This is a genomic window from Acidobacteriota bacterium, from assembly GCA_038040445.1.
Taxonomy (GTDB): domain Bacteria; phylum Acidobacteriota; class Blastocatellia; order UBA7656; family UBA7656; genus Onstottus_A; species Onstottus_A frigus.
The window spans coordinates 307,725-332,810 of the sequence record JBBPIG010000003.1 but is presented as its reverse complement, the minus strand read 5'-3'; the positions used below and the strand labels follow the sequence as shown (position 1 = coordinate 332,810).

23 protein-coding genes are annotated in these 25,086 nt (G+C 57.1%); 10 read left to right on the top strand and 13 right to left on the bottom strand.

Translation table 11 applies throughout. The features are described 5' to 3' along the window. Window positions 1-52: 52 nt before the first annotated feature. Entirely contained in the window at window positions 53-1,054 is a 1,002-nt protein-coding gene (locus AABO57_05270) for an LLM class flavin-dependent oxidoreductase (protein MEK6285131.1), read from the bottom strand. Window positions 1,055-1,203: 149 nt separating this feature from the next. Between AABO57_05270 and AABO57_05265 the strand changes: the two genes are divergently transcribed. Genes AABO57_05265 through AABO57_05250 form a run of 4 tightly spaced genes read left to right on the top strand, consistent with a single transcriptional unit; the run spans window position 1,204 to window position 3,789 of the window. Continuing rightward, entirely contained in the window at window positions 1,204-1,470 is a 267-nt protein-coding gene (locus AABO57_05265) for a hypothetical protein (protein MEK6285130.1), read from the top strand. Continuing rightward, entirely contained in the window at window positions 1,467-1,736 is a 270-nt protein-coding gene (locus tag AABO57_05260) for a DUF2283 domain-containing protein (protein MEK6285129.1), read from the top strand. The genes AABO57_05265 and AABO57_05260 overlap by 4 nt, the downstream gene beginning before the upstream one ends. A gap of 23 nt (window positions 1,737-1,759) precedes the next feature. Next, window positions 1,760-2,158 carry a VOC family protein gene (locus tag AABO57_05255; protein MEK6285128.1) on the top strand — a complete coding sequence of 133 codons (399 nt, stop codon included), beginning with the start codon at window positions 1,760-1,762 and terminating at the stop codon, window positions 2,156-2,158. Continuing rightward, window positions 2,155-3,789: a D-aminoacylase gene (locus AABO57_05250; GenBank protein ID MEK6285127.1), complete on the top strand. Its 1,635-nt coding sequence runs from the start codon at window positions 2,155-2,157 to the stop codon at window positions 3,787-3,789. Before AABO57_05255 ends, AABO57_05250 begins: the two co-directional genes overlap by 4 nt. 186 nt (window positions 3,790-3,975) lie before the next feature. On the opposite strand, the gene AABO57_05245 is transcribed toward AABO57_05250, so the two are convergent. After that, window positions 3,976-4,842, bottom strand: coding sequence for a class I SAM-dependent methyltransferase (locus AABO57_05245; GenBank protein ID MEK6285126.1), 867 nt, complete (start codon window positions 4,840-4,842; stop codon window positions 3,976-3,978). A 305-nt stretch (window positions 4,843-5,147) separates the two neighbouring features. Between AABO57_05245 and AABO57_05240 the strand changes: the two genes are divergently transcribed. Beyond that, the gene (locus AABO57_05240) at window positions 5,148-6,476 is read left to right on the top strand and encodes an MFS transporter (GenBank protein MEK6285125.1); all 1,329 of its coding nucleotides are present in this window, start codon (window positions 5,148-5,150) and stop codon (window positions 6,474-6,476) included. A gap of 194 nt (window positions 6,477-6,670) precedes the next feature. Here the strand turns inward: AABO57_05240 and AABO57_05235 are convergent, their stop codons facing one another. Together AABO57_05235 and der are read right to left on the bottom strand one after the other, a co-directional pair. Next, a complete protein-coding gene (locus tag AABO57_05235; protein ID MEK6285124.1) occupies window positions 6,671-7,132 on the bottom strand; it encodes a hypothetical protein in 462 nt (153 codons plus the stop codon). Window positions 7,133-7,191: 59 nt separating this feature from the next. Next, window positions 7,192-8,583, bottom strand: coding sequence for a ribosome biogenesis GTPase Der (der, locus tag AABO57_05230; GenBank protein MEK6285123.1), 1,392 nt, complete (start codon window positions 8,581-8,583; stop codon window positions 7,192-7,194). 135 nt (window positions 8,584-8,718) lie between these two features. Between der and AABO57_05225 the strand changes: the two genes are divergently transcribed. Then, window positions 8,719-9,198, top strand: coding sequence for a YraN family protein (locus AABO57_05225; protein ID MEK6285122.1), 480 nt, complete (start codon window positions 8,719-8,721; stop codon window positions 9,196-9,198). A gap of 97 nt (window positions 9,199-9,295) precedes the next feature. On the opposite strand, the gene AABO57_05220 is transcribed toward AABO57_05225, so the two are convergent. After that, on the bottom strand, window positions 9,296-10,399 hold the full coding sequence (locus AABO57_05220; protein ID MEK6285121.1) for a DUF4931 domain-containing protein: 1,104 nt from the start codon (window positions 10,397-10,399) through the stop codon (window positions 9,296-9,298). 406 nt (window positions 10,400-10,805) lie between these two features. Here AABO57_05220 and AABO57_05215 point away from each other — a divergent pair, with 406 nt between their 5' ends. Together AABO57_05215 and AABO57_05210 are read left to right on the top strand one after the other, a co-directional pair. Next, window positions 10,806-12,005 (top strand): VWA domain-containing protein, encoded by a 1,200-nt coding sequence (locus AABO57_05215; GenBank protein ID MEK6285120.1) that lies wholly within the window; start codon window positions 10,806-10,808, stop codon window positions 12,003-12,005. Window positions 12,006-12,092: 87 nt separating this feature from the next. Beyond that, window positions 12,093-12,872, top strand: coding sequence for a SprT-like domain-containing protein (locus AABO57_05210; protein ID MEK6285119.1), 780 nt, complete (start codon window positions 12,093-12,095; stop codon window positions 12,870-12,872). Between the two features lie 631 nt (window positions 12,873-13,503). Here AABO57_05210 and AABO57_05205 read toward each other — a convergent pair. From AABO57_05205 to AABO57_05175, 7 genes are all read right to left on the bottom strand, one after another. Next, on the bottom strand, window positions 13,504-14,631 hold the full coding sequence (locus AABO57_05205; GenBank protein ID MEK6285118.1) for an ABC transporter permease: 1,128 nt from the start codon (window positions 14,629-14,631) through the stop codon (window positions 13,504-13,506). Window positions 14,632-14,705: 74 nt separating this feature from the next. Continuing rightward, on the bottom strand, window positions 14,706-15,668 hold the full coding sequence (locus AABO57_05200) for an ABC transporter ATP-binding protein (protein MEK6285117.1): 963 nt from the start codon (window positions 15,666-15,668) through the stop codon (window positions 14,706-14,708). 88 nt (window positions 15,669-15,756) lie between these two features. Beyond that, on the bottom strand, window positions 15,757-16,908 hold the full coding sequence (locus AABO57_05195) for an efflux RND transporter periplasmic adaptor subunit (GenBank protein MEK6285116.1): 1,152 nt from the start codon (window positions 16,906-16,908) through the stop codon (window positions 15,757-15,759). After that, window positions 16,905-17,600 (bottom strand): CerR family C-terminal domain-containing protein, encoded by a 696-nt coding sequence (locus AABO57_05190; protein MEK6285115.1) that lies wholly within the window; start codon window positions 17,598-17,600, stop codon window positions 16,905-16,907. The genes AABO57_05195 and AABO57_05190 overlap by 4 nt, the downstream gene beginning before the upstream one ends. A gap of 107 nt (window positions 17,601-17,707) precedes the next feature. Then, complete coding sequence (gene murJ, locus AABO57_05185) at window positions 17,708-19,360, bottom strand: murein biosynthesis integral membrane protein MurJ (protein MEK6285114.1); 1,653 nt, start codon at window positions 19,358-19,360, stop codon at window positions 17,708-17,710. A 116-nt stretch (window positions 19,361-19,476) separates the two neighbouring features. Then, a complete protein-coding gene (locus tag AABO57_05180; protein ID MEK6285113.1) occupies window positions 19,477-20,859 on the bottom strand; it encodes a sigma-54 dependent transcriptional regulator in 1,383 nt (460 codons plus the stop codon). 17 nt (window positions 20,860-20,876) lie between these two features. After that, window positions 20,877-21,785 carry a hypothetical protein gene (locus AABO57_05175; GenBank protein MEK6285112.1) on the bottom strand — a complete coding sequence of 303 codons (909 nt, stop codon included), beginning with the start codon at window positions 21,783-21,785 and terminating at the stop codon, window positions 20,877-20,879. Window positions 21,786-22,031: 246 nt separating this feature from the next. Here AABO57_05175 and AABO57_05170 point away from each other — a divergent pair, with 246 nt between their 5' ends. Next, window positions 22,032-23,012, top strand: a complete 981-nt coding sequence (locus tag AABO57_05170; GenBank protein MEK6285111.1) for a lysophospholipid acyltransferase family protein — start codon at window positions 22,032-22,034, stop codon at window positions 23,010-23,012. 21 nt (window positions 23,013-23,033) lie between these two features. On the opposite strand, the gene AABO57_05165 is transcribed toward AABO57_05170, so the two are convergent. Further along, on the bottom strand, window positions 23,034-23,399 hold the full coding sequence (locus AABO57_05165; GenBank protein ID MEK6285110.1) for a phosphomannose isomerase type II C-terminal cupin domain: 366 nt from the start codon (window positions 23,397-23,399) through the stop codon (window positions 23,034-23,036). Between the two features lie 701 nt (window positions 23,400-24,100). Here AABO57_05165 and AABO57_05160 point away from each other — a divergent pair. Next, window positions 24,101-25,000 carry a PHP domain-containing protein gene (locus AABO57_05160; GenBank protein MEK6285109.1) on the top strand — a complete coding sequence of 300 codons (900 nt, stop codon included), beginning with the start codon at window positions 24,101-24,103 and terminating at the stop codon, window positions 24,998-25,000. Window positions 25,001-25,086: the final 86 nt, after the last annotated feature.

Sequence of the window (25,086 nt, the reverse complement as noted above, 5' to 3'; positions counted from 1 at the left end):
TGGCCCCGTTTGGCTTTTTCAGCACCCTGCTAGACCTCAGCGATCACTTAACTCAGCTAAAGGCATCGATCATCGCGCGCACGTCGTCCCCGAGCGGATATAGCACCGGACAAGTGCAGCCCGCTTCGATGTACTCTTTCACCTTCGCGCGGCATTCGTCGGATGTGCCCGAAGCCGTGATGAGCTGAACGACTTCGTCGGGGACTAGCTTCATCGCTTCGCGGATCTGATGCTCTTCCGCCGGCCAGGTCAACACGCGGCCGATCTCATCGAGCAGGTCCTGACTCACCCCGCTAGCTTTCATGATGTGCGGTTGCTGGCCCAGGTACTGTGTGACTAGCTCACGGGCGTTGTCCAAAGCTCGCGAGCGATCTTTGTCCAACGAACAGACGATCAGTTGGGGACGATCGACTTGTTCAATGCTGCGACCGGAGCGTTCGGCTCCGGCACGGAGATGGCCCATCGCTTCGCGGTTGTAGGCGGGCGAGACGAGATAATTGAGCAACACTCCGTCGGCTATCTCACCCGCGAGCTCCATCATCTTCATTCCAGTAGCCCCGATGTAGATCGGAACGTTCTTCGGCGAGCGCTCGCCGTGAACGATGTCAATCTCGATGTCCTCGACTTGAACGAACTCGCCTTTGAAGGTGACCTTCTCCATCGCCAGCAATCGGCGCACGACTTCGACCGTCTCACGCATCGCTTGAAGCGGCTTGCGGCGATTTACTCCGACCTTGGTCGCAAGCGGCTCCCACCACACGCCGAGTCCACACATCGCGCGGCCCGGCGCCAAATCGTCGAGCGTCGAAAACGTCGCAGCGATCAACGCCGCGTTGCGAGTCCAGTTGTTGATTACACCCGATCCGATCTTGATTCGTTCGGTGGTCGCGGCGTATGCGGCCATCGGGACGATAGCATCGCGCACGAGTCGCGATTCGGCTTGCCACACGGCTTCGAAGCCCCGCGATTCGGCATAACGGACGTAATCGATGGCTTCGCGCAGCGGGTGTTTGTCTTGAAGGTAAAGGGCGACACGGCTTGAAGAGGCAGGCATGTTTGGCTCCCAGAACTACAAGTGCGCGTAAGCGGCGGATGCATCATAGCAAACCCCCAACTGCTTGCAAGGAGTCTCCGCTTCCGTGTTAACCTACCCTCGCGCGCAGTTCGAGCGCGGCAATCAAACCAAGTTGGATGGCGACCAGAATGCCTAAGTGGCCCGAATGGTGGGAATGGGAACTAGAGCTTACCGCCCATCTGGAAAAGAGGATGCTGGATCGCGATTTCAACGAGATTGATTTGCGTGCGATGCTTGAAAGAGCGACTGGCTATCGTTCGGACGTTGCCCAAGGACGATGGGTGATAGATACAAGATACAGACGGCGGAAATGGGAAGTCATCGTTGAACCTGATGAGCCGCTGAAGCTGTTGGTCGTTGTTACGGCCTATCCTGTCCCTAAGGGGTCAAAATGAAAGATCGTTACTTAGAAATCACGTTTCGCAAGGGCAAGGCGGTTGCCGCTTACCTATATCTTCCGAGAGAGCCGGGGGAGAAGAGTAAGCGCACAGAAAAGGCTGGAAACGGACTCTTGATCGACTACGGAAAGGGTGGCCAGCCGATCGGCATTGAGATTACGGCTCCGGATCAGGTCAGCGCGGACGTGCTAAATGAGGTCCTCACGAAACTCAACGTTCGCCCCGTTGAGCCGAGCGAAGTGTCGCCTCTCCTGGCCGCGTAAGCAGTTCGAAAGGAGGAAAGCGTATGCTACCGATCCGTGGAGTCTATGAAGTCGCGATTAGAGTGAAGGATCTCGCAAAGGCAGAGCCGTTCTATCTCGACGTGCTGGACCTGGAAGTCGGCATTCGTGATCAGAAACGCAACTGGCTGTTCTTAAAAGCTGGCGGCGATGCCGGAATGGTCGTCCTTCAAGAAGACAAAAGCGAATGGCCGTTGCAGCACTTCGCATTCACGATCGATGAAGCCGATATTGAGCGCGCCGCGACAATGCTGCGCGAGCGAGGCGTTGAAGTCGAGGGTCCGGTCTTTCATCAATGGATGAATTCGACCTCGCTTTACTTTGACGATCCGGATGGGAACCAGCTCGAGCTTCTTGCCGTCAACAGCTCGAAGAGCAGCGCAGGCAATGAGGCAGCCGGATGATCAAGTCGCCAGACCTCATTCTCAAGCGAGGTACAATCATCGACGGGACCGGCCTCCCTGGAATCATCGGCGATGTAGCGATCCGGCGCGATTGGATTCTCGCCATCGATGCGCCGGGCTCTCTTGAAGGCGCCCCCGAAGAACTCGACTGCAACGGGCTGGTCATCGCCCCCGGCTTCATCGACACGCATAGCCACTCGGACCTTCGCGTGCTCACCGAGCCCGAGCTGCCGATGAAAGTTCGACAAGGCATCACCCTCGAAGTCTTCGGTCAGGACGGCATCTCCGTTGCCCCGATTCGAAAAGCCGATCGCCCGCAGATGGAACGCTCGCTCGCGGGGCTGCTGGGCAAGCTCGATCGCGAATGGGATTGGGAGTCGGTTGGTGAGTACCTGACCTCGGTCGAGCGCGCCAGTCCGGCACTCGATTGCAGTTACTTGATCCCGCACGGGGCGGTTCGCTTGAACTCGATGGGTATGGAAGATCGCCGCGCAACGCCCGCGGAGATCATCGCGATGCAAGAACTTATTCGCCGGTCCATGCGTGAAGGCGCGATGGGCATGTCGACCGGCTTGATCTATCCACCGTGTTGCTTCGCGGATACCGCTGAGTTGATCGAGCTGTGCAAAGCGGTTGCCGAATTCGATGGAGTCTTTGTCGCCCACATGCGCAGCGAGAGCGATTATCTTGAAGACGCGGTCGCGGAGATGATCGAAGTCGGCAAGCGTTCGGGCGCGCGAGTCCACATATCGCATTTCAAAGTTGCCGGCCGCGAAAACTGGCCGGTAATCGACGGCGTGCTGGAAATGGTTCGGATCGCTCGCGCGGAAGGCATGCGCTTGACGGCTGATCAGTATCCTTACATCGCAGGCTCGACGATGCTGGGCGCGATACTGCCGCCGTGGGCTCACGCGGGAGGAGTCGAATCGACGCTCGGGCGTTTAGCAAGCGCTGACGAGCGCGGACGCATGCGCGACGCGATGCTCGACCGCTCGCGCTCGGAGTGGGACAACTTTTGGAAGTGGTCAGGGCCGGAAGGAATCATCATCTCCGACATTCCTTCGGGCCATCATCCGGAATGGGTCGGCAAGAACCTCGCGGAGGCGACAGCGATAGCACTGCCGGACGGCGACGCCGCAAACGAAGTCGCGGCCGTCGAGTTCGCGTTCGATCTCCTCGCCCAAGAGCGCATGGGCATCGGCATGATCTCTTTCAGCCAGTCAGAAGAAGTCGTGAAAAAAATCATGTGCGAGCCTTATGTGAACGTCTGCACGGATGGGTTGCTTGGCGGCAAGCCTCACCCGCGCGCTTACGGCACGTATCCGCGCATACTCGGCCGCTACGTGCGCGAGCAGAACCTGTTGACGCTCGAAGAGGCTGTGCGCAAGATGAGCGGGCTCGCCGCGGAGACCTTCCGGCTTGAAAGGTACGGCCTCATTGCCGAGGGCATGCAAGCGAATATCGTGGTGTTCGATCCCCAGCGAGTCATGGACCGCGCGACCTTTGAAGATTCAAAACAGTTTCCGGTTGGAATCGAGCACGTGATTGTCGAAGGCCGAACGATGATCGAGTACGGCGAGCAGCACGGCCCCGGCAGCGGCATCGTAGTGAGGTCGAAACATGGCGCGTGATTGGTCTTTACTAGTGAGTAATAGCCGTTTGGCTACCGATCAAGTGGGTACGAAACAATCCGTGCGAATTCGTCAAACCCGTGTGATCGGTGGTCTATGAGTTCGGATAGACCACGGATGACACTGATTCGGCCGATTTTCGCGGATACCCCGTTGCCAAGTGAAGCGACTTGACCCTTTTGGAACTTATGAAGGTTTCCGCGCTACGAACCCCGTGCAGCCCTCGATCATCGGTTGCGCTCCGTAGCCGTCGATAGTGCGTACTCGAAACCCCACACGACGAAGTTCGTTCGCCACCTCGGCTCGTTTGTAGAGTTGCAGTTGATGAATCTCTTCATCGCGTCTGTAGAGCCTGGCAACTTTTCGGAACGTTGTTATCCGGCGCGTCAGCCGGTTGGTTCTTGCATCTTCGTCAACTTCTACCAGAACGGCCCAGTCACGTCCTTCGCGATGTTTCTGACGCGGGCCCTTTCCCCGTCCAGGCTCGGCAATGTCGAATAAGAAGAGACCGCCCGGCTTCAGAGCGGTGTAGACGCGACGAAACAGCCGGCGAAGTTCGCTCATGCGATTGCTCTTGTCGAACAGATAGTTCAAACACTCCCCGAGCGAGGTGACCGCGTCGCATTGCGGGAGTTTGACCTTCAGAAGAGACGCTGTCTGGAATTCGCCCCGCGGTGCTCGCTTGCGGGCCATCGCGATCATCGCCGCCGAAATGTCTACTCCCAGAACATCGTAACCCGCCTTCGAGAGTTCCCGTGCCCAGAGCCCGCTTCCGCAGCCCAGGTCCACGACTAGCCCCGTTTTGATTCCATTCTTACGCAGGATCTCAAGCAGTCCCGGCGCAGAGTTCTTCGCGAAATCGCCGAACCCAACATCGTGAATGAAAGCTAGATCGTCCTTGTAGGCTTCCATCGAAATCGTGTTGCGCCCTTCGGCTGAGATGGACCAGGCATCCTTCTTGAGAAAGTTACTCGTGCCCGGCAATCCTAGCAGCGTCGATTGCTCCGCAACAACGGGACTAGAAAGCTTTCGCCCGCTACGCCGGCGGCGCAAAGCGTGCGGTAGTGTCCTAATCTAGTGTTGGTCGACTAGGACACGATCAAGCAACCGCGTATTTGGACTGCGGTGGCGTCTTTGCGTTGCCACCGCTTTCTGTCGTTTGGGGGGCGATAACCAAAAGCGTCGGCAACGCACAAAGGCCGCCGCAGTCCAAATATTCGGTCGCCGTAATCGGGTCGTCGCCAGGCCATATGCAAATATCAACACAAGATTAGGACACTACCCGCCGATGCTTGATAAGGTAGACCGCGTACCGTATCCTGCACGTTCATCACGCTTCATCAGCACCTCAGCGAGCCATGAACAATCGCCGCGAACAGATTGGGTGGTACTTCTACGACTGGGCCAACTCGGCGTTTTACACGACGGTTATCACCGTCTTTCTGGGGCCTTATCTGACGGGCATAGCCAAAGCCGCTGCTGAATCGCTGGGCGAAGGCAACACGTTTGTCTATCCGCTCGGAATCAAGGTCTTCTACGGCTCGTTCTTTCCCTACGTGGTTGCGCTGTCGGTAGGGTTGCAGATGGTATTCCTGCCGATACTGGGCGCGATAGCCGACTCCTCTCATCGCAAGAAGCAGATGCTCGCGCTCTTTGCCTACCTCGGGTCGTTTGCGACGGTTGGGCTGTACTTTTTGCAAGGCGCCAACTACCTGCTTGGCGGGGGGTTGTTCGTGCTTGCCAACCTCAGCTACGGCGCGTCCCTGGTTTTCTACAATTCGTTTTTGCCCGACATCGCAAGCGCTGAAGATCGCGATCGCGTATCGTCGGTCGGCTGGGCGATCGGTTATCTCGGCGGCGGCGTGTTGTTGGCGCTGAACCTCTACTTGTTTTCGAAGGCAGAGTCGTTCGGGCTGACTCCGGGCCAAGCGGTGCGGATAAGCCTCGCGTCATCGGGCGCGTGGTGGGCGGTGTTCACCCTGATTCCGCTTTCGACGCTAAAGAACCGGCTGCCGGTCAAAGCCCCTCCGGCGGGCCAGAACTACGTCGCGGCGGGTTTCAAGCAGCTACGTCACACGATCAGCACGGCGCGGCGCTATCCGCAGACTCTGCTGTTTCTGATCGCGTACTTGTTCTACAACGATGGCATTCAGGCGGTGATCGCGCTTGCGTCGGTGTTCGGCGCGGAGGAGTTGAAACTGGATCAATCCACGCTTGTGCAGGTGATCTTGTTGGTGCAGTTCGCCGCGTTCTTTGGGGCGCTGCTTTTCAATTGGGTGGCGAAGGCGATTGGCAACAAGCGCGCGATCATGGTCAGCCTGGTGATTTGGACGGGCGTGTTGATCTACGCATATGGGCTGTTACAGACCAGGCTGCAGTTCTTTATTCTCGGCGCGGTGATCGCGATCGTGTTGGGAGGGAGTCAGGCGCTGAGCCGCTCGGTCTATTCTCTGATGATTCCAAAGGGTCAGGAGGCGGAGTACTTCAGTCTCTATGAAGTGAGCGACAAGGGAACGAGCTGGCTTGCGCCGCTGATGTTTGGGTTGGCGCTTCAGTTCACGGGCAGCTATCGGATAGCGATTCTGTCGCTGATCGTCTTCTTTATTGTGGGATTGGCGTTGCTGGCGAGAGTGAATGTCCGCAAGGCCGCGATTGAGGCAGGCAACGAGGCGCCGTCGAAGACATAGGTTAGAGAGCGCGCTAAGAAGCGAGAGAGAATTGAAAATTGAAATTAGAAGAAATTGAAAATTTCAAATTGGCCGGAGACTCCAAAGCCGTGCCGCAATTTTCAATTTCTAATTTTCAATTTTCAATTTTCAATTCTTGTCCCTTTCTGTTCCATCGACTTTCAACGCGCGCGCTCCGGGAGGAAACTTTCGGCTCACTCCACAATCTCAGCCAAAAGCTTCTCGTCGTAGTACAACCTCATCGGCAGGTGCACTTTCCCGCTCAGCGAATAAGTCTCTTTGATGCGCGCGCCGGGCGCTATCCTTCTGTCAAGCGGACCGCTGGGCATCCGGGGATCGTATGGGGGAACAGTTCTGTAGGAGCTTCGTCTCGCGCCCACAACGTTGATCTGAAGGTTGTCCTTGTTTATCAGCGATAGTCGTTGCGGCGAGAAACTCTCGAACCCCGTCGAGCCGTTCTCGACCTCCACTTCGATGCTGCCGTTGCCCACCTTCATGAAGCTTCCTTTGAGCTTGGTGATCCTGATCTTCAGCGGTCCCGCCGCAATCGGCGTCTTGTCGAGATCCGGGACTCGTATTCGAGCGGGTTGGTCGTCCGCGGCGACACAAAGGGGAATGAGCAAACTGAGAACGAGAATAAACAGGGTGGAACGCATCGGTTTCCCTCCGATCACAGAAATCAATTTGTCGGTTCGTAGTCCAGGAACGGTGCGGCTCAGCGACTTTGCGATGCTTGGCTCGCCTTCCTGCGTTGCTTGATTCGAATCGGTGTCGCGAAGAAACCGAACTCCTCGCGGAGCCGGTTGATGAGGTAGCGATCGTAGGAGAAATGCAGCTTAGCTTTTGGGCTGCGGGACGATGTGAAAACCACAAAGGTCGGCGGACTGGTCCCGGCTTGCGTCATGTAGAGGACGCGCAAGGGATACTTCGAAGGTGTGGTCGCGCGAGGCTGTTCGAGATTCCGCTCGAAGAAACGGTTCAGCTCTGAAGTCGAGACTCGCTTGTTGCGTTCCTGGTGAGCGTGCCGCGCAAGCTCGAGGAGTTTCGTCACGCGCAGACCGCTCTTTGCCGAGATGAACACAATCGGCGCGTATTCCGCGAACTTCATCATATCGCGTATACGCTGCGCATACTCCTTGGTGGTATCGGCTGTCTTCTCAACGGCGTCCCACTTGTTGACGGCGATGATCATGCTCGCGCCCGCTTCGTGAGCGTAGCCGCCGATCGTAGCGTCGTTCGCCGTAGGGCCTTCGATGGCGTCGATCATCAAGATCGCGACATCGGCGTCTTCGAGACTTCGGCGCGCCATCACCACTGAAATCTTCTCGGCGACAAGCTCAGTCTTGCCTTTGCGGCGAATGCCTGCGGTATCAATCAGACGAAAGTGAGTGTCTTGATACTCGAGCTCGGTATCGACCGCGTCGCGTGTTGTGCCGGGTATGGGAGAGACGATCACGCGCTCTTCGCCAACCAGACGATTCACTAGAGACGACTTGCCGACATTTGGACGGCCGACGATTGCGAGCCGGATTTCGCGGCGATGCTGTTCGTGGACTTCGGGCGCTGCGAGAATTTCGAGCGCGGCATCGAGCATCTCGGCTACTCCGCTGCCGTGCTCGGCTGAGATCGGAAACACCGCGTCCAGTCCCCAGCGTTCGAACTCCAGCGAGTCGGCTTCAAGCTTGGCGGTGTCCACCTTGTTGGCCGCGACGAAGACGGGTATGCCGGTCACGCGCGCGAGTTCCGCAAGCTCTTCGTCGAGCGGGGTGATCCCGGCGCGCGCGTCCACAACAAAGAGGATCAGCGATGCTTCGTCGAGCGCGGTGCGAGCCTGACTCAAAATGTTTGCGGGAATCAGTTCCTTGTCATCGGGTATTATTCCGCCGGTGTCGACCAGGTGGAACTCGCGTCCTCCCCACTCGGCGCGGCCGTAGATTCGGTCGCGGGTGATGCCCGACTCGTCTCCAACGATGGCGCGCCGTCTACCGGTGAGCTTGTTGAACAGGGTGGACTTACCGACATTTGGGCGGCCGAGTATGACGACGGTCGGAGCCTTGGCGTGCTCCGATTGCGCGACTGCCGCTGATGTTGTTTCTATCTTTTCCATGTCTGATCGCAGAGCTTCACTGTAGCTTGCGGCTCGGAGCTTTTACAAGCAGCGGGTATTGAGTAAGATGCGCTGGTCGCGGTCATCGCGTCGCTATGCAGACAAACGACGGCGGCGTGTCTTCACTATGATTTTATGATTGACGGGATCAAAGGGGTCTTACGAAGGCGAATCGGCCCGGCTCGCGCGGCCCATTTGGAACTGGGCGCACGCGGCGAACGGATCGCGCTCGACTACCTAAGAGAGCACGAGGGTTATCAAATCGTAGCCACCAACTTTCGAGTGCCGCTTGGAAGAGGACTTCGCGGGCAGAAGCTGACCGCTGAGATTGACCTCATCGCTTACGATGGCAAGACGCTGACATTTGTCGAAGTGAAGACGCGCACGTCGGACGATCTGGCGGCGCCCGAACGAGCGGTCGACCTGAGAAAGCAGCGCCAAATAGCCAAAGCCGCAAGGCGATATCGCCAGTTGATGAAGGTCTTCGAGGAGCCCTACCGCTACGACGTGGTGACCGTTCTGCCGGGCGCGAGCGGCGATGAGATCGAGTTGCTGCGCGGGTACTTCGACGATCGAGTGTTTCAAAGGAGCAGATACTTCAGGAGTGATACGTGATGCGTGATGCGTGATCCGTGATCCATGATGCGTGACTGCGGCCTTAGAATCCCAAGCGGGCTCTGCATATCACGCATTACGCTTCACGCATCACCCTTCACGCATCAACTTCAGTCTCTGCCAGATACCGCGCGGCGTCGGTCGGGTTGAGCGGATTGATGTACATGCCGCTCCCTTGCTCGAATCCCGCCCATATGGTAGTTCGCACCAGTATCTCGATGTGCCAGTGAAAGTCTTCGCGGATCGTGCCGTAGTCGCCGGTTCTAGGCATAACGTTTAGATTGGGCGCCGAATGAATGTAGAAGTTGTACGCCGGATTGCCCAGCATCTTGTAGACCTTCATCAACACCAGCTTCAACATCTTCGCAAGCTCTAATCGCTCTTCGGACGATGTTTGAATGAACGAGCACTGATGGTTCTTCGGAAGTATGTGAATCTCGTAGGGCATGCGCGGAGCGAACGGGATGTACGCGACGAATTTCTCGTTTTCCGCCACGACGCGATCGCGCTGATGAACCGCTACCAGCACTGTCCCGTCCGGGTTGTAGATCTTGTTCTCGTAGTAGAACATCTGATCGAGCTGGCGGCACCAAATGCAGCCCTCGCCGTTGACGAAATGGTCCTTCGCATGGCGCAGCTTGCTCTTAAGCGCGTCGGGGATGACCGTCGTCGCGATTATCTGAGCATGCGGGTGAGTGAGCGAAGCGCCGGCAGCCTTGCCGTGATTCTTGAATAACAACACGTATTTCAGCTTGCGGTCACGTTCGAGATCGACGTGCCGTTCCCACCAGGTGTCGACAATGCGGGCGATCTGGTCAAGCGGCTGGTGCTCAAGGTAGGTGTCGTGGTCGGGCGATTCGATCGCGACCTCATGCGCGCCGTAACCGGTTGCGATCTGGAACATGCCAACTCGACGCAGATTGATCTCAGGAAAGATCCCGAATGCGGGAAACTTATTAGGCACCACGCGGGTGAGCCATCCGGGAGTGTTTGGAATCTCGTCCTTTTTTCGCATAGCGAATATCTCGGGGGGAGTCTGGTCCTCTCGCCCATAACAAAAGGGACAACGCGCGCGCGCCTCCGGCGTCTCTTCTTCTCGTCGCGGCTCCGGAGCTTCGGGCCGCTGGGCGCGCGCCGACGAAATGATTACCCACCGGCCGCTGATCGTATCTTTCCGCAGCTCCGGACTGAATTCAGCCATGCTCTCCTCCACTAGCCTTCTTATTAAGGTTTCAACTCTGTTAGTCCACCGCAACTGGGGTACGGCTCGTAGCAAAACAGCGCATTAGAGTAGCAGGATTCGATCCCATGAGCTAGCGTCGCGTGGGTGGTTTGCCGCCCGGATAGCGCATAGTTTCTGGTTTGTGATTTCTGGTTTGTGGTTTCTCGTTTCTAGTTCTTGGTCACTGGTATCGGCTTCTGGCGTCCGATGTCCACTGTCGTAGTCAAGAACCAGAAACCAGAAACCCGAAGCCAGAAACCCTGAACCCTGTGAGCGGCCGACCGACCATCATCGACCCCAGTTTGAATGTCTATGACTCTCTGCTAAGATTCGTTGAGGAGTGCTCGGATAGTTCCAGCCCGATTCAGTCAGAGCCGGAGGATTTATGAAGTCATTTGCGCTCATCAGAGCAGCGGTAGTCGCCGCTCTTCTAGCTGTTTTGTTGACCACCTCCGCTGTCCCGCGATCGAGTGTGACGGCGCAGAGCGGACGCCAGCCGGAGAAGAAGAAGGTAGAAAAGAAGACCGACGAGAAAAAGGGATCCGAGCAGCCTCAGGAGCCAGTTCCACCTTTACCGAAGGACTTCAAACAGGAGCCGCCGATAAAGCTCTCTACCCAGGTCGTCAACGTAGACGTCACCGTGGTCGACAAGAAGAGCGGACGGCTTTACTCGAACCTGACCAAGAAGAACTTCACGATTTATGAAGATGGTGTGAAACAAGAGACCACAAACTTCGCTTCCGGCGAAGGCCCGATGACCGCGGTGCTCCTGCTCGAGAACAGTTTTCGGAACCGGAGATGGACTAACTACTACGACCCGACGTTCGCGCAGGAGATCTTTCAATCCGCCGCGACATTTGTGCGCAGCTTCGTCAAGCCGGACGATCATCTTGCGGTTGTGACCTACAGCATGAGGCCGAAAGTCATTCAGGACTTCACTGGAGACAGCGGGCGGTTATATCAGGCAGTGATCACCGCCTATCGTGACACCTTGAACTTCAGCGAAGCGAATATCTATGACTCGCTTTCCTTCGTATTGCTGGGCGGCAAAGCGCTGCAGCTTTTTGAGGAGGACTCGGGTGAGAGCCAATACACCGGCTTGCAGGAGATCGAAGGACACTCGGCGGTCATTCTGGTGACCTTAGGGATCGATACGTTTAGCCGCCTCACCTATGACAAGGCGATGAAAATAGTGGCCCGCGCGGGAGTGCCGATCTTCATCGTCGGGGTCGGCAACCTTTTCTTCAAGAAGTACGGAGACAGACTTCCGCCGGAAACAAGACTTGAGTTCCTGCAGGCGTACAACGGGCTCAACACCTTCGCGAAGCTGAGCGGCGGCGCATACTTCCCGATGACCTTCGAGAGCGAGATTCCCTCGATCATGCGAAGCATTGAAGCGATGCTTCGCAGCCAGTACAGCCTGGGGTATTCACCCACAAACACGCGGCGTGAGGGCAAAGATCGCAAGCTCAAGGTTGAAGTCGACATAGACGGCGACGGCACGCCTGACAACAAGCAGCTTGATCTGCACTACCGCGAAAAGTACATCGAGCCGGATGACAATCCGAACGCCAAGAAGAAGTAGCACAACGACCGGCGACCGAGGACCGGCGACCGACGTCGGCGGCCGACACCCGAGCTGTCATCCGTCGTCGGTCTTCGGTCGCCGGTCATGAGCCAATACGAACAGCTACATCTCTACTCACCGGTCACCTCAGACGACATCCTCGAATCGGTGTTCGAACAAGCGCTCGGAGCACTGTTGAAGAAAGAGCCGAGGCCGAAGGTTGAAGCTCGCTTCTATCCGTACGCGGGCCTCTCGTCCACCATCAGGCTGCGCCAGGGGCGGGTTTTGGCTCGAGTGTCGGACATACTCGTCGGCTCTCCGCGCGAGGTCCTCTTTGCCCTGGCTTGCATACTTGTGGCAAAGCTCTATCGGCTAAAAACGTCAAAGGCGCACGAGCGCATATATCGCGAGCACGCTCTTCATCCTCCGATCCTGGATGCATCGCAGGCGGCTCGACGCCGGCGCGGGTATAAGATTACGACTTCTTCCCTTGGCAAGGCATACGACCTGGCCGAGATGTTCACACAACTGAATGCACGGTACTTCGACGGCCGGCTCGAACGCCCCACCCTCTCCTGGAGCCAGCGCCAAACGCGGCGCGTTCTTGGCCACCATGACAACGTGCATCGCGCGATCATCATTAGCAGCACGCTCGATGACGCGGCCATTCCACGCTTCGTAGTCGAGTACGTGCTGTATCACGAGATGCTGCACGTGAAGCATCCGGCGCGCCTGGTCTCGGGCCGCACTATCTATCACGGCCGCTCGTTTCGCGAAGACGAACGGCTATTCGAGCGATTCGACGAAGCTCTCAAATGGCTGGAAAAGGTACCGGCCGCAGCGCGCGGAAAAACTCGTAGGCGCCGTCGCCGGCCCTGTAACTAGCGATGTAACTAGCGATGTAACTAGCGGGAACAAAATCGCAGCCGATGCGTTCAAATGGATGAGCGAAAGATTCCGGCGCGGCTAAGAGGGATGTGCAAACGATTTTCTTCGCCGATCGGGACCTGAGTTCAGAACAGAGTAGACAATCCTTCTCCTTCGTTCGGGGCGCTTGCAGAAGCGCCCCGAACTTTTTTGAATCGCCTGGTTCAAACCCTTTGTGTCGACTTCGCGGCGCCGCTTGTTCTATTGTCAAGAACCTGACGATGCACACCTGAACTTCAAGCCATAGCCTTGCGGCGCTCCAAATGAGAATTAAAAAACTTTAACGTTTTTTCTAACACGCTCCGGCACTTTTTTTGAAACCGAACCTGGCGGCCCGCGTTATTAGACGTGTGAGTGAACAATGTGGACTACGATGAATTCTAATGCGCCTGATAGTCGGAGTCCTACTTGTTAGTCCAAGCGTGTCGCTTGGGGTGAATCCTCCTCCATTACTCACCGGGCGCCGAGGCTGTAGGTTGGCCGCGGCGCCCGCACTTTTTTGTAGCGCAGACTTTAGTCTGTGTTGTTGTTTTGTCAGCTAACAGGCAAACCAAGTCCACCAGAAACAGACTAAAGTCTGTGCGACGGCTCACGCGAGTTTCTTGCGGAATCTGAAAGCGCTCAGCACCAGCAGCACTATTCCCATCACAACCAGAGTGACGACTTCGGGCAGAAGATCCACAAGAGTTGCACCCCGCAAGACTATCCCTCGGATTATTTCCATGAAATGGGTCGCCGGCACCAGATAGCCGATTATCTGCATCACCACCGGCATCGAGTCGCGCGGAAACATGAACCCGGACAGCAGCACCGACGGCAGCATTATGAGCCAGGCCAACTGCAGGGCTTGCATTTGATTCTGGGCCTTCGTGGAAATCAAAAGACCAATCGCCAGCGCCGTGAACAGGAACAGAATTGATAGCGAGATCAGCAGCGGAAGCGAACCCTTGATGGGCACATCGAAGACCAGCCTCATCACCGTCAATACTGTGAACGTCTCCACGATCCCGATCAGGCCATAAGGCACGAGCTTGCCCAGCATCAGCCCGAACGGCCGCACCGGCGTGACCAGCAACTGCTCGAGCGTGCCGCGCTCGCGTTCACGTACGATCGAAAAGGCGGTCAGCAGCGTGGTGATGATCTGAAGAATCACCGCTATCAGACCCGGCACCATGAAGTTCGCAGATCGCGAATCGGGGTTGAAGAGCATCTTCGGTCGCACCTCGATCGGAAGCTGCGATGCGCGGTTCTGAGAGCTTTGCAGCTCGTTACTCAGCCGGGCGAGCGACTCGGTGAGCCCAACCTGCGATGCCACCTGGAGGCTCTGGGTAGCGATACTCGAATCAGAGCCGTCGATCAACACCAACACCGTGGCTTGTCGATTCGCGAGCAGTCGGCCGGAGTAGTCCGGCGGAATCTTTATGCCGACTTTGACCCGGCCCGCGACGATCGCGTTGTTCAGTTCTTCATCGGAACCGACATACCGCACAATTTGGAAGTAGTCAGTGTTCTCAAATGCCTGGAGCAAGTCGCGCGATTGAGGCCCGGGATCGAGGTTGTAAACGGCCGTTTTGATGTCTCGAACGTCGGTGTTGATCGCGTACCCGAAGACCAATAGCTGGATCATCGGCATGGCCAGCATCAACAACAGCGTCAGTGGATCGCGGCTGATCTGGATGACTTCTTTGTAGAAGATTGATCTGAACCCTCTGAACATAGAAACTCAGTTCCGCGTTTCGGGTTCAGAGTTCCGAGTTGGACTGGAGCATCGAATCAACCCGGAACCCGGAACTACGAACTCGGAACCCCGCTCCCATTCTCCGTGAACCGTTTCGTCAGAGTCACAAACACATCTTCAAGCGACGGGTGCGCAGGAGTGATCTCCGCCTCGGTGATGCCTATCTGCGCGAGCGTCTGTCTAATTCGATCGAGCGGCTCGCTTGCGTCCATGAGCAAATGAATCGACTGGCCGAAGATCGTCGCGTCGCGCACATAGGCCGCGCTCTTCAATTCACCAAGCGCGACAGTCGTGTTGGGGCAAGTCACTTCAACCCATTTCGCGTCCGCCGGTGTCACATCGGATAGTTGCTTCAACTCATCGGGTCTGCCGTAAGTGATCAGTTTCGAGTTGAAGATGTAGCCGACGCGCGTGCAGCGTTCGGCTTCGTCCATGTAGTGCGTCGTCACGAACAACGTTATGCCCTTCCCCGATAGTTGAAAGAACAAATCCCACAGCTCGCGTCTCGCAACCGGGTCGATGCCCGCCGTTGGCTCATCAAGAAAGATGATCTTCGGCTCGTGCACGAGCGCGCACGACAGAGCTAACCTTTGCTTCCATCCGCCCGATAGGGCGCCGGCGCGACGATCGCGAAATGGTCCAATGTGGGTCAGCTCTATGACATCGTCGCGCCGCCGCTTGAGCCTCTCGCCCGTCAAGCCGTAAACGTGCGCGTAGAAGTTCACGTTCTCCCACACGGTCAGGTCTTGATAGAGACTGAACTGCTGCGACATATAGCCGATGGTCTGGCGAACGGCGTCGGTTTCAGTGAGGATGTCGAAGCCGGCAACCCGAGCGTTGCCAGCCGTCGGAGATATCAAGCCGCACAGCATCCTGATCAGCGTCGACTTGCCGGATCCGTTGGGACCTAGAAAGCCGAATATCTCGCCCCCTTCGACGGAGAGGCTGAGGCCGTCGACGGCAGTCACTACGCCGAATCTCTTAGTCAGTCCGTTGATCTCGATTGCTGCCGACATAGTTCAGTGATGCGTGATAGAGTCAGGCGACGGACGACGGGCGACGGGCGACCGTCGATGGTCGTCCGTCTGCGGTCGTCATTCCATTTCATTTCGGTATCGTGACGTCTGCCGCCATCCCCGCTCGAAGCTTGTGCGCGCTGTTGTCGAGCCGCACGCGAACGCCGAATACTTGATGCGCTCGCTCGTCCCGTGTCTGAACGTTACGCGGGGTGAACTCCCCCCGGCTCGCTATCTCCTCGATACGTCCCAGGAAGCTTTCGCCGCGAAAGGTGTCGACGCTCACGGACACTTCTTTACCCAATTGCATTTCACCCAGCTCGGGTTCGGGCACGTATACGCGCACCCAGAGCCGATTGACTTCAACGAGCGTCGCCACCGGAGAACCTGGGCTAATCAAATCGCCCGGTCTCAATTGAAGCACTTCGACGAAAGCATCTGCGGGAGCCTTGACCTCCAGTTCTGCAAGCTGCGTTTCGATCTGCTGCACCGCCGAGCGAGCGCGCGCCACCTGAGCCTTCGCCGCATCAATGTCCTCCTTGCGAGCGCCCCGCTGCACCAATTCGAGATTTGCCGCTGCTTGTTTGAACAGACGGTCGGCCCGATCTATTTCCTCCGGTCTCGTCCCGGCCAGCAGCAAGTCCAGCTTCTGACGCGCAGCCTCGCGCTGCGCTGCCGAGCGTTCGTAAGCAGACTTGGCGTTGTCGAGCTCTTGCTGCGATTGCACTCCATTGCTCACAAGTTTGGCAACTCTGGCGGCCGTTACCTTCGCCACCTGATAGTCGGACTCGGCGGCCGCGAGATCGGCGCGCGCAGCATCGATTTCCTGCTTGCGAGGACCGTTGCGCGCAAGCTCATAGTTCATCCACGCGGCCTCTGCCTGAGCCTTGGCAGCCGCGATTTCCTCCGGTCTGGACCACCTGAGGTTCTTTTGAAGATTCGCTTCGGCCTGCGCGACTGCCGCCACTGCATCCGCGTGTTTAGCGTCCAGATCGTAGCGCTCAAATCGGATGATCGGCTCGCCTTGCTTGACCTCTTGACCTTCTTTGACCAGCACAACTTCGACGCGGCCACCGACCTTCGAGCCGACGTGTATCTCGTCCGACTCGATCGTGCCGGAGAGCACCTGTTTGCCGGCTGCCGCGCGTCCGCTCAAATACTTCCACGCCGCCGCCAGCCCAAGAAGCATCAGGAACACTACACCGAAGAAGATTGTCTTTCGAAAACGCCCTGGCTTCATGCATGCACCTTTGCGCGGCTCTTTGTGCTTCGCGTGGGCTTCTTCGCGGCGGTCGCGGATTCCTTCAAGCGGCTTCCGCCGGTCGCCGCGCCGTTGAGAAAGAGATCGATGGTATGAGCCGCAATTCTGTCCACGAATCGCTCATCGTACTGCGTTTTGCCGAGCGCGACCGAAATAATCGGCCGGAGGAACTGAAAGATAACTACCATCCCCATCAGGCTAATTGGCGCGAGTTCGGCGTCAATTGCCCGCAACTCCCCGCTTCGCACGCCGTCCGCGATCATATTTCTCAGAATCGTGTAGTTGGTCACGGCATACTTCCGGGCAATTTCCATTATGTGCTTACCGCCAGTCAGCATTTCTCTATAAAGGATGCGAGCCAGATTTGGATGACTCAGGATATATGCGGCATACGCATCGACGAAGCTCGCCAGCCGCGCTTTCGTCGAATCAGAGCCGCCGGATGTCTCGACCAGCAAGGCTCGCACTTTCGAAGCCGCGCCTTCCAGTATCGCCTGGTACAATCCGGCCTTGCTGCCGAAATAGTAATGAATCATCGCGCTGTTGACGCCGGCCTTCCTGGTGATGTCGCGAACAGCAGTGCCATCGTAGCCGCGCTCGGCGAACAGCTCCTCAGCCGCCGCCGCTATTTGCGCCCTCGCCTTCGGATCGTCTGTCTTTGGTCGAGCCATACCTTAATTAATCAAACGTTTGATTGGAGAATAGCGAGGGGTCAAACCGCGGTCAAGCAAAAGTGTTCTTGCCTGCTCGATTTACGGGGAAGCCGAAACCTGTCAGCTTAGCGCTGAAGCCTTCGGCCGAAGCGGCTGGCGACGGCATCGGTGGCAGCTTTCAACTCCGGTACGCCAAGCGCGGTTGCGACGAGGTAGAAGACGCCCGCGCCCGCGGATACCGACGCGAACACATTCATTGTTCTTGCCGCGAAACCAAACCCGGCAGTCTTCGCGATGACGCTGCTGATCAACCAGCATACAACGCCCATAACGGCGGAAGCAGCCAGGATCTTGCAAACGGTGACGGCCGTCCTTCGGCCTTCGATACCATCAACTCGACGACGCATGATTGCGTACAGCAGCGCGAAGTTCATGAGCGCCACGGTGGAAGTCGACAGCGCGAGTCCGCGTTCCTCCAGCACGCCAACCAGCATCCAGTTCATGACGAAGTTGATCGCCATCGAAAGCAGGCTTATCATCATCGGCGTTCGTGCATCATCGAGAGCATAGAAGGCTGGAGCGAGTATTCTCACCGCTGAGTAACCGGCAAGTCCGATCGCATAGAAGGCCAGCGCCGCGGCGGTATGCTCTGTGTCGTTTGGCCCAAAGGAACGGTGCTCGTAGATCAGCGCGATGATCGGGCGCCCTAGAACGATCAGCCCGACCGCCGACGGTATCGTCAACAGGAACGCCAACCGAATTGAACCGGCGAGAGTATGGCGAAATTCATTCAGGTCTTTGCGCGCTGCGCTTCTGGATATGGAAGGCAAGGTAGCCGTTGCGATCGCGACGCCAAACACGCCGATGGGAAATTGCATCAGGCGAAACGCATAGTTCAGCCACGATACCGGACCGCTTCCGCCTGGAATGCTCGTAGCGAAGTTCGTATTTACCAGAACGTTCACCTGGACTGCGGCCGCACCCACTACCGCCGGACCCATTAGTTTGAAGATTCGCCTCACGCCGGGATCGCTGAAGCTCAGCATCGGCCGATACCGAAACCCGGCGCTGAGCAAGCTGGGCCACTGCACCGCGTATTGCAAGAACCCTCCGATCAGCACGCCGTAAGCCATCCCGATAATGCCTTCAATGGGCTTCTCGACGATCGCGTTTATCGGGTGGGAAAAAGTCGGATCGGTCAACAGCGCGGCGGCGGCGAGTCCGCCGGCGATTGAACCGATATTAAAGAATGTTGATGCTAACGCCGGCATGCCGAAACGATCCCGCGCGTTCAGCACGCCCATCGCTTGCGCGGCCAACGCCACGAGCAATATGAATGGCATCATTATCCGCGTGAGTCGGACGGTGAGGTCGAATTTCTCCTTGTCGTTTTGGAGTCCCCCGGCGATTGCCGTGACCACTTGCGGGGCGAAGATGATGCCAAGCACAACTAAGGTCCCAAGGACGACGATTAGCCCGGTTGTGACGAGGTTCGAGAGTCGAAACGCCTCCTTCTCATCCTTGTTTACGAGATAGTCGGAGAAGACGCTGACGAAGGCGCTTGATAACGCGCCTTCCGCAAACAGATCACGCAGCAGGTTCGGAATCCGGAACGCGACGACAAAAGCGTCATTGGCAAAACTCTTCGATGCGCCGAAGAGATATGCGAACACCATCTCGCGTACGAGCCCGAGCACGCGGCTGGCCATCACAGCCATACTCACGATTCCTGCTGAGCGAACTACGCTCGAACGCTTGCGAGGTGGCTGCTGGGTCATCGGCCTTGATTCTATCCGCTTTGAGAAAGCTATTCCAAGACCTGAACGAGAAGCGCAACTCAAAGCTCGGCTTAGTTGCAGACGCATTCATACTGGTTGTATTGAACAGAGGTAGATTATTCGAGCTCGAGTTCCTTGATGCGGGTGAGAAGCGTCTTGTAGCTGACACTCAGTCGTTCGGCCGCGCGCGACTTGTTGTAGTCGCACTCCTTGAGCGTCGCGTCTATCTTTCGCCGCTCGACTAGGCGCTGCGCCCGCCCGCTCACTTCAGAAAGCGAACCGCGCAGATCAAAGCCGTCGAGCAGAGCCGCTTGCTCCCGCTGCGAGTAGTCCGAAGGTGGGCTGATGTTCAGGTCGGCGGGTGTGATCTCAACGCCGTGAGCCAAAATGCATGCGCGCTCGATGCAGTTTTCAAGCTCGCGCACGTTGCCGGGCCAATCGTATTCCTGGAGCACGCGGACAGATTCGTCAGTCAGCTTGAGCGGCGCGCGGCGTAGCTCCCGGCCGTACTTCGCAGCGAAGAACCCGGCGAGCTGGCCTATGTCAGTTCTCCGTTCCCGCAGCGCCGGTATGTGAACGGGGAACACTGCCAGGCGGAAATAGAGATCCTCGCGAAACTGCTTGGTCGCGACGGCGCCCTTCAAGTCGCGATTCGTCGCCGCGACGACGCGCGCGTCAACCTCGATGTCGGCCGAACCGCCGAGCCGGTTGATCTTCCGTTCTTCAAGAACCCGCAGAAGCTTCGACTGCACGGCTGGAGCAACTTCGCTTATCTCGTCAAGAAAAATAGTTCCTCTGGCTGCGAGCTCGAACTTGCCGACTCGACGTTGGTCTGCCCCGGTATAGGCGCCCTTTTCGTGACCGAACAGCTCATTCTCGATCAACGTGTCCGGAATAGCTGCGCAATTGATGGCGATGAAGGGCGCGTCGCGCCGCTGGCTCAGATGATGTACTGCTCGCGCGAACAGCTCCTTGCCGGTTCCAGACTCGCCCAGCAGAAGGACCGTGGTTGGAGTTGATGCGACCTGTTGAATCTCGCGGCCGACCTTCTGCATCGCAGCCGAGTCGCCGATTATTTTGGGAAACCCATAGCGCTTTGCGTAGACATCTTTCAGCAAGACGTTCTCAGCTCGAAGCCTGGTTTCTTCAAGCGCGCGCTGCACAAGCAAAAGCAGATGCCGGCTGTCGACGGGTTTTTGAAGGAACTCGTACGCGCCTTCCTTCATCGACTGGACTGCTTCATCGATTGTCCCATACGCGGTCAGCATAATCACTGCCGTATCTGAATCCGCGGACTTCGCGGCGCGCAAAACTTCGAGCCCGTCGGCGCGCGGCATTTTCAGATCCGTGAGAACGAGGTTGTACCGGCTTTCGTTGAGCATGCGGCGCGCCTCCGCGCCGTCGCGGGCTTCATCGACGGAGTGGCCTGCATTCTGGAGCGTCAGGCGCAACATCTGCCTGAGGCTGTCTTTGTCTTCTACGAGTAGTATCTCCGACATCGAAATTTGCGCTTGTCTTATCTGAACAAGCCAGGCGGCAGGCCGGCTCGCCGGGCTTCTTCTTTGAGAGAATCGAGATCCGCTTGAGCTTTCGCAAACGACCCACGAGCCTCATCCAATTTTTGCTGTGCCTCTTCGCGGTCTTTCTGGAGCTGACTGGCAAAAAAGCTGTCGCCCCCCGTGTTACGCCCGTTCTTATCTTTTCCGCTGCTGTTTGTCGATAGCTGTTGATTGAGGTCGCGGACTCGGTCGTCGTATAGCTGAATGCGGCGTTGCGCGCTCTCAAGCCTCTCGGTGAGTTTGTCGAATTGACCGCGATAATACAGTTCGTTTGGTTTCCCCTCTTCAGCAGTCGGCTTCGGATCTTCGGCGTCGGTGAATCCTTTTTGCTTGCCGTATTCAATCAGTTGCGCAAGATCATTGGCGGCGGCTCGAGCTTGAGCTCGAAGTTCAGAGAGTCGCTGACCGGCTTGATCAAGCTCAGCGGCGGTCTCGTTTCGGTACCTCGCGCTTTGGCCTGAAACACCCAGGTCGTTTCGAAGCTTTGTAATTCGAAGCTCGGCCTCTTCCGCAGATCGCTCCATCTCCTTCGCTCGGTCCCGGGCTTTGCCGACGTTATCTCGCCACGAAGACTCCTCAGGATTAGCTTTGGATTCGCTTGCTTTCGGTTGACCCGCCTTCGCGTCGGCGGCTCCAGCCTTGCCGGCATCTGCGGGCTTAACCGCCGCTTCTTTCGATTCGGTACTCGGCTCCTCGACCCGCGGGCGCATGACGTCATCTGTTGTGAGCCTCGGCGGCCTGTGCCGGTTAGCTGGCTGTTGAGCGCCGGTCGTTGTGAGCCAGAGCAGAGTTAGCGCTAGCGCAAAGATGAGTCGAGGAAGAAAGCATTTCGTCGCCGTCGCGGCGATACGCCGAAGGCTTCTCATAAGCTGTCGCTCCCGCGTGATTGGCTTAAGGGATAATCAGGAAAAGGGGCAGGCTGGCGAAAGAATACCCCGCGTAGGCATGGGGCGCAAGAGTAAAGGTCGATATCGAATTGGCGAATTCAGGTAGCAGTTGTGGCGCGCTCCTACCGACTATCCCCGTAATCGCTATGATCGAAAAGATCGTCCGCCGGCTCGTGGCGCCCGCCCAAAATTGACACCCTCGAAGTGCCGTGCTAGTTTGACCGCGTGCCTGCCAGAAAGAGAAGCGCGTTCCGCAATCTGATCGAGTTTGTCCCGGCGTGGTTGCTGCTAAAGCTGCTAGCGGTCTTGCCGCGCGAAGCTGCGATCGGTGCCGGCAAACTGATTGCAACCGCCGCATACCATCTGCACGGCAGGCTGCGACGCGTAGGCTACAGAAACCTCGCGCTCGCCATGCCCGAACTCAATCCCGGCGAGCGGCGTGTAATCATCAGGGAAGTTTTCATGAATCTCGGAAGGCTGCTGGGAGAATTCTCGCAGTTCAAGAAGATCACTCGCCAGAACATCGCAAAGCTCGTCGAGTACGATGGGTTCGAGAATTACAAGCGAGCCTCTGAACGCGGGCGAGGTGTGCTGATGCTTACCGGCCACGTGGGGGCGTGGGAACTGTGCGCGTTTGCTCAGGGGGTCTATGGCCACCCGCTGAGCTTTCTGGTTCGGCCGCTCGACAATCCGCTATTGGATCGCATAATCACCGACTACCGCGAAATCTCTGGGAACCGTACGATAAATAAGAACCGCGCGGTCAAGCCCGTGCTCGAGATTCTGCGGCGTGGCCAGGACGTGGGATTGCTGATCGATGTAAATACGCTGCCGGATCAAGGTATCTTCTGCGATTTTTTCGGGATACCAGCTTGTTCCACCACCGGACTCGCGGTCTTCGCTCTGCGCGCTGACGCCCCAGTTGTTCCGGGCTTCTTGATCTGGGACGAGCAGCGAAGGAAACACCGCCTTCGGTTCGAGCCCGAGATTCCGTTGGTACGGACCGGCGACTTCAAAGAAGAAGTCATGATCAACACAGCCCGCTTCACAAAGGTGATCGAGAATTACGCTCGGCGTTATCCGGATCATTGGCTGTGGGTTCACAAGCGATGGCACACTCGGCCGGAAGGCGAGCCCGACCTCTACAGTCGCGAAGGCGGCGGCCACGACGCCAGCTCATCGGTGAAGATCGAAGTGCAGGTCTAGAAAGAAGATAAGGTCGACGGCTTACTGCTTATTAGGATTGGCAGTCCTATTGTAGTCGTCCTCGAATCGCGTTATGTCATCCTCGCCAAGGTAAGCTCCGCACTGAACCTCAATAAAGACCAACGGGCTTGTTCCAGGATTGGCGACCCTGTGTTTGGTGCGAGGTGGAATGAGCGCGTCCTCGTTTTCGCGCAACCGGATTTCTCGTTCTCCTACGGTGACTAGCGCTTCGCCTCTAACGATCACCCAATGCTCGCTACGGCTCTGGTGCATCTGCAGGCTGAGGCGGTGACCAGGGTGGACTTCAATGCGCTTCACCTTATAGCCTTCGCCTTGCGTGAGGACCTCGTACATTCCCCAGGGGCGCTCGTCTCTTTCGATATACATACCGTGGATAAGTCTACACCAGTCGCCGGGGTGAGTTCATGCGGTTGAACCAAAGTGAAGTGACAGCAACGGGACAGAAAGAAAAAGGGGATGGTCACCCATCCCCGCGTTCTCACACAGAGAACCCCCGTTTTGCGTGGCGGTAGAAGGTTATCTCTTCTTCGCGCCTTTTTTCTTTGGAGCGGCTTTCTTGGTGCTCTTCTTCGCGCCGCCTTTCTTTGCAGTTGCCATATTGTGGTTCTCCTTTCGTTAAATTTTACCTCGCACACAAGATACTGTAGCGTTGCTACTCTTGTGTACTAACGTAAATGTTATACAACATATTGTTGTATATATTTGCTTCGCGGATTCTTGTCAACGTTTTTTTTTGCCGAGAACGCCATCAAAACGACGAAACATCATCTGATCCTTGAAAGCGGCTACCAGAGCCAGTTTCACGACTGCGCTTCGTTTGTGCTGTTTGTGCTCGGTCTGTTTATCTAAATGGCCTGTAGTGAGCGAAGCGATGCAACGTTGGAAATAGCGATGCGGATGCAATAGGCTCCCAGAGCCAGTTGTGTGACTGGTGCCTTGAGACTGGCTCTGGGAGCCTATTCCGCGACACTGGCACGAAAGCGGCTCCGGTTGCGACTTTCGAGGCCGTTGCGATCAGGTTCGAATCGATTGACTGAGTTCGTTGGCGGAAGATAATATCGTGCACGATGGCAGCAGGCACTATCGACTTGCATACTCATACGACTAGCTCAGACGGCAGCGCGACTCCTGAAGAGTTGATCGAGTTGGCCAGCGCGAAGCGAGCGCGAGCGGTCGCAATCACGGATCACGATACGGTCGCCGCTATCGGTGAAGCACGAGCAGCGGCAGCGCGCTTCGGAATCGAGTTCGTCGCGGGCATAGAGATCAGCGCAGAGTATTCGCCAGGAACGATGCATATACTCGGCTACTGTATTGACGAAGAGTCGATGGGGCTAGCAGAGAAACTCAACGAGCTGAAGAAGGCGCGCGAGACGAGGAATCCACAGATCGCGAGCCGGTTGCGGTCCCTAGGATTTGACATCAACTACGATGAGGTTGTTCAGGTCGCCGGAAACGAGGTTGTCGGCAGACCGCACTTCGCGCGAGTGATGGTCGAGAAAGGATATGTTGCAAGCATTCAAGAGGCGTTCGATAGGTTTTTGAAGAAAGATGCCGCGGCCTATGTCGAAAAGGCTCGGCTATCTCCGGCTGACTCGATCGCCTTGATCCACAAAGCCGGCGGCCTTGCAGTCCTGGCGCATCCTTATCAGCTAAAGCTCTCCTCTTACGAGCAGGTGGACGGGCTTGTGCGGGAACTGGCCGATTCGGGGTTGGACGGCATAGAAGCTATCTATAGCCGGCACAGCGTTATCGAACGCGTAAGCTACGCCCGGATTGCGACGCACCACGGGTTGTTGGTGACGGGCGGGAGCGATTTTCACGGGACGTACAAGCCTGATATTAGTCTCATAACGGGTCTTGGCGATTTGGAGGTGCCTTACGAGTTATTGGAAGCGCTGAAGGCTCGCGCCGCCAATCACTCAAGACCGTCACATGCTGACGAGGTCCATACGGCTTTTACATAGAAGGGCAGCGATGATGGGGGAATATCTTACTCTGAAAGCTACGCGCAGGACTTGTAGCGAGGAACTGGAATGCTATGCAAGATGAG